This is a genomic window from uncultured Turicimonas sp., assembly GCF_902477955.1.
GTDB lineage: Bacteria > Pseudomonadota > Gammaproteobacteria > Burkholderiales > Burkholderiaceae_F > Turicimonas.
The window spans coordinates 1-8,404 of sequence record NZ_CABSJB010000063.1 but is presented as its reverse complement, the minus strand read 5'-3'; the positions used below and the strand labels follow the sequence as shown (position 1 = coordinate 8,404).

Here is an 8,404-nt window from a genome sequence, read left to right as displayed (position 1 = left end):
AGTAAAAAGATTTGTTCGGTCGAATCTCAATTATTCTTTCCCCGGTTTTTCTTTGATTTCGTAATGAAATCCAATAGAGCCTTTCTTGAGATCGGAGAAATAACATTTCAACGCTCTTTTAACGGAATTAAAAGCTATTTTGTCCCAGGGAATTTCTTCTTCGGAAAAGAATCTTTGTTCTAAAGTTTCCGGACCCGGTTTGCAGTCAGGATTGACAACGTCACCAATGAAATAAATATGTGTCCCCGAAGCAAACGGAACATCTAAAAGCATAAAAGGGCGCACGTTTGTTAACTCTGCTCCTGCTTCCTCTTTGGTTTCACGGAGAGCTCCGGCCATCGTGCCTTCCTTCATTTCTTGATGGCCGGCAGGCAGATTCCATTTTCCGAAACAAGGATCAATCGCCCGGCGGCACAAGAGGACTTTCCCGTCATAGACAGGCACGGTGCCAACGATATTATGAGGATTTTCATAATGAATTTGGCCGCACTTGGTGCAGACGTGCCTCTGCCTCGTGTCTCCCTCCGGAATTTTGATTTCCAGAGGAGCACCGCACGCGGAACAAAACTTTAATTCAGATTCTTCGCTCATTTTTTATGGCCTTACTCTCCCAATGCTACCGGGTTAGTCTTAAATAGCAACTCAATAACATCATATAAGTTTTTAGCCAAATTACGGGAGATTGCGTTGTCATTCATGATCGAAGTAGCAACAGAATCTGAAATACAGTGGTTACGAATTAAGGTATCCAAAGAGCTTGAAGAAACAACATCGAATTTTTCGCTATTTTCTAAAATTTCACGCTGAATCTGATCAATTTCTTCTATTGTCGTAGCCTGAGTAATGGAATGAACATTACGCAACAGTCTCAATAGATTTCTGCGCATGGCTGCATATTCTGCACGTATGTAGCCGTTGTTCGAGAAACCGAATTTGTTGATATTGGTTTGAAGTTGACTGGCTTCTTTAACGGCTGAAGCCATGTAAAGGTTTGCGCGTCTGATATCCATAAAGATAGTATTTCTTTCCGGAGTCGAAGCTTCATAGCCGGCTCTTACGGCAAATTCAATAATGCTGGAGTACAAACCTTTAAATTCCTTGTGATATGCCGCGTCAAACTCAAAGTCATTCGGCTGATTCCTCTGAGAAAGAACCGTAGGGATTTCTTCTTGAGACTGGACATCTTCCGGCTGGAAACTAATCACTTTAGCGATTAAGCCCAGCGTACCTTCTAAAAGACGAATACTTTCTAATGTCACCGACTGAAGAGCACTGTCACTGAACTGTAAGACCTCATCACTGAGGAACATCGGTTTGACTTCATCATCTTTACTTTCTGAGGGCTTAACGTACTTATTAAGAAAGTTTTCCATCTGAGAAATAAACGGATAAAGAACGATGACGCCTATAACGTTGAACAGCGTTGTGAACATGGCGAGTTTTAAGACATAATCATTCTCAGCGATACCTACCCAAGCACAAAGATAGTCCACAGCTATTAAATACAGCTTGAAGAACACAATAGCCATTAAAGCTGCAAAACAGTTAAAAAACACATGGGTTACCGTAATCTTCTTTCCTTCAATATTGGAATTGATGGAGCCGATTACGGCCATAATGGTAGATCCGACGTTTGCCCCGATAGCTACACCAATAGCGTTTTCATAAGATACTTGTCCGACGGCTAAGGCAGCTAACGCTAAAGTTAAGGTTGCATGGGAAGACTGAGTAATAACCGTGACGCCGAAGCCAATCAAGGTATAAAGAAGAAGCCCGGCGAGACCCTCCATCTGAAATTGAGAGATATCAAAGGTGTCTTTGAAGTTCTCAAAACCTTCTTTCATATAGGAAATGCCCAAGAACAGAAGGCCGAGAGATAAGAGAAAAAGGCCAAATCCTTTAATTTTCTTGTTTTTACTGATAAAAAATCCCAAGCCGAAGATAATCAAGGGCATGGCATATAAAGAAATCTTCGTTTTTAAACCGAAGTAGCCGACAAGCCAAGCAGAACCTGCGGTAGATAAATTGATGCCGTAGACCATGGCAATGCCGGACTGCAAGGCCATTAATCCCGCACTCAAGAAAGAAATCGCTATAACCGTAGCCAGCCCGCTAGACTGCACCAAAGAACTGACTGTAAAACCGAATAAGAACGACTTGTAATTCGTATTAGCAACTTTATCTAAGAAAACATCCAAAACACCACCGGAAAGGATCTTGAAACTCTCCTGAAGCAGCATCATGGCAAACAAAAATAGACAGACTCCTGCACATAAAGTTAAAAGGCTGACGTTTTGGATAAGAACTATGAGCAGGCCGACACAAACGAAAAATCCGAAAAGAGGCTTCCCATAGGCCAAGAATGTCTTATTAAATTGTTTATGGAGTGAGGCTAATGACATGTAACTACTCGTTTTTATTTTATTTATCAATTAGTAAGCGATGAATTATATAGTGATTGCTTATGCTTATAGCACTATTAATCTACGACTGAAGAGGTAAAAGATTCTGGCAACCACTAAGAAAGACCTCTGAAGGAGGGACGGATAAAGGGGTGATTTAAATTGGATAAAATAAAACTGAACGGCCTTCGCGGTTCAGTGATGTACATTTGCTATTGAAATTGGTAGCGGGGGCAGGATTTGAACCTACGACCTTCGGGTTATGAGCCCGACGAGCTACCAGACTGCTCCACCCCGCAGCAAATGTCGAGTGCTTGTCTTAAGCTGGTGCGAATATTAGCACCGATTTTTTAAGCTTGCAAGTTGTTGCAGCAGAGACAAGACCAAAAGTGAAATTTTATCAGCTTTTGATTTAAAGTAACTTATTATTTTTTAAATAAATTTAAAAGAATTTCCAAATAATGTTAAGAAATGTTTATTTGTCTAGACGCATCTTTAGCCCGCTCCACCGTTTAAGTGAACGGTTGTCTTTGATTGCCATAAATAAAGCTTTTTTCTGACCTACCACAACAACAAGTTTTTTTCCTCGCGTTACTCCTGTATAGACAAGGTTGCGTTTAAGCATCATAAATTGCTGAGTAGAGATCGGAATAATCACTACCGGGTATTCACTTCCCTGGGATTTATGGACGGTGGTGGCATAACACAATACGAGTTCATCAAGTTCATCGAAGGAATAAATAACATCTCGACCGTCAAAAGTCACCAGCACAGTCTCTTCCTCTTTATCGATTCCATTGATAAAGCCGATATCGCCGTTGAAGACATCCTTGTCGTAATTGTTTTCAATCTGCATGACTTTATCATTCAGATCGAAAGTGATCCCGAACTTTGTGATGGCATTATCCGAAGGAGGATTGAGCGCAGATTGAAGAAGTTCATTCATACTTCTTGCGCCGGTGAGACTTCGATTCATTGGGCACAAAACTTGAATATCCTTTATCGGATCGAAACCGAAGGTTCTCGGCAGCCGCTGCTGAACCAAAGAAACTATAGTGGAGACGATTTCTTCGGGCGTTTCTTTGGCAATGAAATAGAAATCTCCTTTTTGACCTTTTTGAGGAAGAGGCGGGAAGTATCCTTTATTAATTTGATGAGCTGCTCTAATAATCCATGAATCTGCTGCTTGCCGAAACACTTCAGTTAATTTGATTACCGTTATTTGTCCGCATTCAATTAAATCTGAGAGAAAGGTTCCGGGTCCAACTGAAGGAAGTTGGTTGACATCTCCTACAAAAATTACAGATGCGTGATCGGGCACGGCTTGGAGCAAACTGTTAGCCAAAGATAAATCAACCATTGAACATTCATCGATAACCAAAAGATCACAGTCCAGCGGCTTTTCCCGATTTCTTTGGAATTTTCCCGTCTCAGGAGAGATTTCCAACAGCCGATGAATAGTCTTTGCCTCGGAGCCGGTAGTTTCGGACATCCTCTTGGCAGCTCGCCCGGTCGGTGCGCAGAGAATGATTTTTACCTTTTTGGCAGACAAAATTCGAAGAATAGAGTTAACTAAAGTTGTTTTACCGACGCCGGGCCCTCCCGTGATGACCATTAGTTTAGAGTTAAGAGCTTTACCGGCAGCTTCTTTCTGACTCTCTGCAAGATTTATATTCAGTTTTTTTTCTACCCAAGCAATGGCTTTATCCGGATCAATATTCGGCCAATTAACGCAACTTTGATTAAGCCTTCTTATACTGGAAGCGATTCCAACTTCTGAATAAAAAAGGGAAGGAAGATAAAGACATTCGGACTGAGGATAATCGTCAGATACCAAAGAATTCTCTTCTACTTCTTTTTCAATTGCATCACAGATTGTTTGCTCAGGCATCTCCAGAAGTTCATTTGCCATCTTAATTAGCTCGTCTTTGGGAAGGCAAGCATGACCGACATTAGACGAAGCTTCTGAAAGAACGTAAGAAATGCCGGCCCGCGCTCTCAAAATCGAATCTTTTGGAATCCCCATATTCAAAGCGATCGTATCGGCAGAGCGAAAACCTATTCCTTTGATATCTTTTGCCAATATATAAGGGTTTTGAGTAATGATGGATACGGCATTTTCACCGTATTTTTTAAAAATTCTGACGGATTTTGCTGTAGAAACTTTGTGACTGTGTAGAAAAATCATAATGTTGCGTATGATTTTCTGATCAGCCCAGCCAGACACTATTGCTTTGAATCTCTTAGGCCCGATTCCTTCAACTTCTTTTAAGCGCTCTGGAGTCTGTTCGATGATGTCAAAAACTTTTTCTCCGAACTGCTTTACTAACCTAGAGGCATAGGTTGGTCCGATTCCTTTCACCATTCCTGAACCGAGATATTTTTCAATGCCTTGTTTGGTAGCAGGAGGATAAACATTAAGGAACACAGATTGGAACTGTCTGCCATATTCTCGGTTATAAATCCAGTCTCCGGAGCATGAAACGAATTCACCGGGTGAGACTGCCGGAGTATGACCAACAACGGTCGCTAGTTCTCTTTCGCCTTTAACTTTGATTTTGATTACGCAGTAGCCAGATTCTTCGCTATGGAAAGTAACTCTTTCTACTAAGCCTGTTAGTTTTTGCAAGCCAGCCTCTGAGTTGTTGATTGGTTTAGAGGAGGAAGAAAAAGTCATAAGTTTTGTAGAAGGCTGAGTTAGGTGATGGAAGAGGTATTTTACGCAAAAAAGGATTTCTACTTGTGGCTCAAAAGGTTGCTTTAGAGGAATGAATGTTTCTAAAGAAACTTATCGACCCAAAACAGTATTCATCCTTTTGTAGGAGAAGTCACAAATTCAAAAATATTTACACCTTTAGGCAAAGACGTTGTGCTCTCGATTCACTTGTTTTTCCTCAATTGAAAACAAAGAAAAATGCAGGCACGAGCGAAACGAAGTCCTAGCAATTCGTTTAAACTCGCCTCCTTTTTTTGTTCCGCCTAACTTAACTTAGGTAGAATCCCGAAATTCAAGAATTAATTTATAAGCTAAAAGGAACTGACATAAATGCCGCTGAATCTGGATCTCTCAAGAGATGAGCTGATAAAGGGAATATCCTATAAGAGACTTAAGGAAAGCTATATGCGTGACGAAGAGGTCAGCCCTCAGGAAAGATTCGCTTATGTTTCCGAGGCTTTCGCATCTAATCCTGCTCATGCCCAGAGAATCTACGATTACGCTTCTAAACATTGGCTTTCTTTTTCCACACCAATCCTGTCATTCGGCAGAAGCAAAAAGGGGCTCCCAATCAGCTGTTTTGAGGTTTACATGCCGGATACTGCAGAGGGTCTTGTAAACACGCTTTCCGAAGTCAATTGGCTTTCGATGCTAGGGGGAGGTGTAGGTATTCATATTGATATTAGAAGCGCTGACGATAAATCTGTCGGTGTGATGCCTCATTTGAAAATTTATGACGCAGCATGTTTGGCTTACCGTCAAGGCAGAACACGCAGAGGTTCTTATGCGGCCTTCCTTTCTATGGATCATCCAGACATCGTTCAATTCTTAGAAATGAGAAAGCCGACGGGCGACCAAAATATCAGAACATTAAATCTGCACCATGGAGTCTGTATTTCCGACAAATTCATGCGCTTGATTGAAAAGAGTATGGAGGATCCGGATGCCGATGATTCTTGGGAATTAAAAGATCCTAACAGCCAAAGAGTAGTTGAAGTCGTGTCCGCAAGAGATTTATGGCAGCGACTTCTTGAATTGAGAATGCAAACCGGGGAACCGTACATCGTGTTTATCGATGCCGCAAACCGTGCGCTTCCGTCTTGGCTTGCAGATAAAAACTTGAAGATTCATGGCTCTAATCTCTGTACCGAAATCTTTTTGCCGACTAATGAGAAGAGAACGGCTGTTTGCTGTTTGAGCTCTTTAAACATCGAGTATTACGACGAGTGGGCAAAAAATGAACAATTTATCCCTGATGTAATGGAATTTTTGGATAATGTTCTTCAATATTTCATTGATCATGCTCCCGATCACATTGAACGAGCCAGATATTCGGCTCTTAGAGAAAGATCAATTGGCATCGGAGCTCTAGGTTTTCATGCTTACCTTCAGTCCAAAAAGATTCCTCTTGAATCTGTCTTGGCTAAAGTTATCAATAACAAAGTATTCAGCCATATTCATAATGAATGCGAAAAGGGAGACAAGATTCTCTGCGAACTCAGAGGGGCTTGTCCGGATGCAAAAGATGCAGGAATTGAAAGAAGATTTTCTCACTGGATGGCTGTCGCCCCGAATGCTAGCTCAAGTTTGATTATGCAGGCTACATCTCCTTCTATTGAACCGATGAGAGCCAACATTTATCGTCAGGACACTCTTTCAGGCGCTCACATTATTAAGAATAGAATGCTGGAAAGAGTCCTGGATGAGTACGGCTTGAATACTGAAGAAGTATGGAGCAACATCATCAACCATGACGGTTCGGTTCAGCATCTTGAAGCACTTCCTCAGGAGATCCGGGACGTATTTAAGACAGCTCAAGAGATCGACCAAAGATGGTTGATTGACCTTGCGGCTGACCGTCAGAATTATATCGATCAAGGACAATCTTTAAATTTATTCTTTCCTGCTGACGTTTCCATTGCATATTTGCATGCCTGCCATTATTTGGCTTGGAAAAACGGCTTGAAGAGTTTGTACTACTGCAGAAGCGACAAACTCCGTAAAGCAGATAAAGTCGGAGAGAAGATCGAACGCCGTCGTTTAGAAGAAGAAATTGACATGAAGACTCTTATGAATGATTCTTTCTGTTTAGCTTGTGAAGGATAAGAGATAAGAAATGACAACAAAAACAAGTACTCTCACAAATTCAAGAAATTTTTATAAGCCGTTTTCTTATCCTTGGGCTTATGACGCTTTCGTTGCCAGTGAACAAATGCACTGGCTCTGGACAGAAGTGCCAATGATTGAAGATGTAAAAGATTGGAAAAACGTTTTGACAGAGGATGAAAGGGACTTTCTGACAAAAGTTTTTCGTTTCTTTACCCAAGGCGATATCGACGTTAGCTCCGCATACGTAAAGACGTATCTTCCGTTCTTCCCGTGTCCGGAAATCCGTATGATGCTCTCAAGCTTCGCTGCTAGAGAGGCTGTGCATATTGCCGCATATTCTCATTTGATTGAAACCATCGGAATGCCGGAAACTGTCTACAACGAATTCTTGGAATACGAAGCCATGGCAGACAAACATGACTTTTTCCACGGGCTCGCAGACAACGAAGAGGAGAATATTGCGGTAAAAATGGCGGCTTTTTCGGCTTTTACTGAAGGTATGCAGCTCTTTTCCAGCTTTGTGATGCTGTTGAATTTCACACGAAACGGAACCATGAGAGGAATGGGGCAGATTATCGCTTGGTCAATTAATGACGAAACCCTTCATACTGAAAGCATGATCCGTCTCTTTAGAGAATATCTTATTGAGGAACCGCATCTCTGGAATGATCGTTTGAAGCGCAGAATTTATGAAATAGCTGAAAAAATGGTCGAACTTGAAGACAGATTTATTGACTTGGCTTTTGACGTCAATGATATGTCTAAGCAGAACTTAACTCCTCAAGAAGTTAAGGGATACATCCGTTATATTGCTGATAGAAGGCTAACAGCCATGGGAATGAAAGCGATTTTTGCTCACCCGCATAATCCGCTTCCATGGGTAGACGCCATGTTAGGCGTGACTCACACCAATTTCTTTGAAAACAGAGTTGTCGACTATGCCAAGGGTGCTTTGACGGGTTCGTGGGGAGATGTTTGGGGAGCTTCCCGAAAATAACTGGAAAGTACAGATAAGAGGAAGGACTGCTGAAACGGCAGTCTTTTTTTTCACTTTTTTACATTCGTCGTAACAGCTTGAAAAAATGCATAATTTATCTATTTTAGTTCTTTTAACATAAAAAATTTTCATCAAGAGGTTTGACAAGCTCAAAAAAGGTATTTATAGTTCGCACCTCGT

General features: G+C 41.4%; 5 protein-coding genes and 1 tRNA gene. 2 read left to right on the top strand and 4 right to left on the bottom strand.

Features of this window, described 5'->3' with window-relative positions; all coding sequences use genetic code 11:
- Window positions 1-30 precede the first annotated feature (30 nt).
- The 4 genes from RDK53_RS11970 to RDK53_RS11955 form a co-directional block, all read right to left on the bottom strand.
- The gene (locus RDK53_RS11970) at window positions 31-591 is read right to left on the bottom strand and encodes an NUDIX hydrolase (protein ID WP_308515168.1); all 561 of its coding nucleotides are present in this window, start codon (window positions 589-591) and stop codon (window positions 31-33) included.
- A gap of 11 nt (window positions 592-602) precedes the next feature.
- The gene (locus RDK53_RS11965; protein WP_308515165.1) at window positions 603-2,402 is read right to left on the bottom strand and encodes a Na/Pi symporter; all 1,800 of its coding nucleotides are present in this window, start codon (window positions 2,400-2,402) and stop codon (window positions 603-605) included.
- 222 nt (window positions 2,403-2,624) lie between these two features.
- Window positions 2,625-2,701: transfer RNA gene (locus RDK53_RS11960), tRNA-Met, on the bottom strand.
- Between the two features lie 176 nt (window positions 2,702-2,877).
- Window positions 2,878-5,031, bottom strand: a complete 2,154-nt coding sequence (locus RDK53_RS11955; protein ID WP_308515163.1) for an ATP-dependent RecD-like DNA helicase — start codon at window positions 5,029-5,031, stop codon at window positions 2,878-2,880.
- Window positions 5,032-5,448: 417 nt separating this feature from the next.
- Between RDK53_RS11955 and RDK53_RS11950 the strand changes: the two genes are divergently transcribed.
- Window positions 5,449-7,224, top strand: coding sequence for a ribonucleoside-diphosphate reductase subunit alpha (locus RDK53_RS11950; RefSeq protein WP_308515161.1), 1,776 nt, complete (start codon window positions 5,449-5,451; stop codon window positions 7,222-7,224).
- A 10-nt stretch (window positions 7,225-7,234) separates the two neighbouring features.
- Window positions 7,235-8,224 (top strand): ribonucleotide-diphosphate reductase subunit beta, encoded by a 990-nt coding sequence (locus tag RDK53_RS11945; RefSeq protein ID WP_308515159.1) that lies wholly within the window; start codon window positions 7,235-7,237, stop codon window positions 8,222-8,224.
- The last annotated feature ends 180 nt before the right edge of the window (window positions 8,225-8,404 follow it).

What these genes read in the sequence shown, in the direction of transcription:
- RDK53_RS11970 (WP_308515168.1), bottom strand. Translation starts at nt 591, where the DNA reads ATGAGCGAAGAATCTGAATTAAAGTTTTGTTCCGCGTGCGGTGCTCCT.
- RDK53_RS11965 (WP_308515165.1), bottom strand. Translation starts at nt 2,402, where the DNA reads ATGTCATTAGCCTCACTCCATAAACAATTTAATAAGACATTCTTGGCC.
- RDK53_RS11950 (WP_308515161.1), top strand. Translation starts at nt 5,449, where the DNA reads ATGCCGCTGAATCTGGATCTCTCAAGAGATGAGCTGATAAAGGGAATA.
- RDK53_RS11945 (WP_308515159.1), top strand. Translation starts at nt 7,235, where the DNA reads ATGACAACAAAAACAAGTACTCTCACAAATTCAAGAAATTTTTATAAG.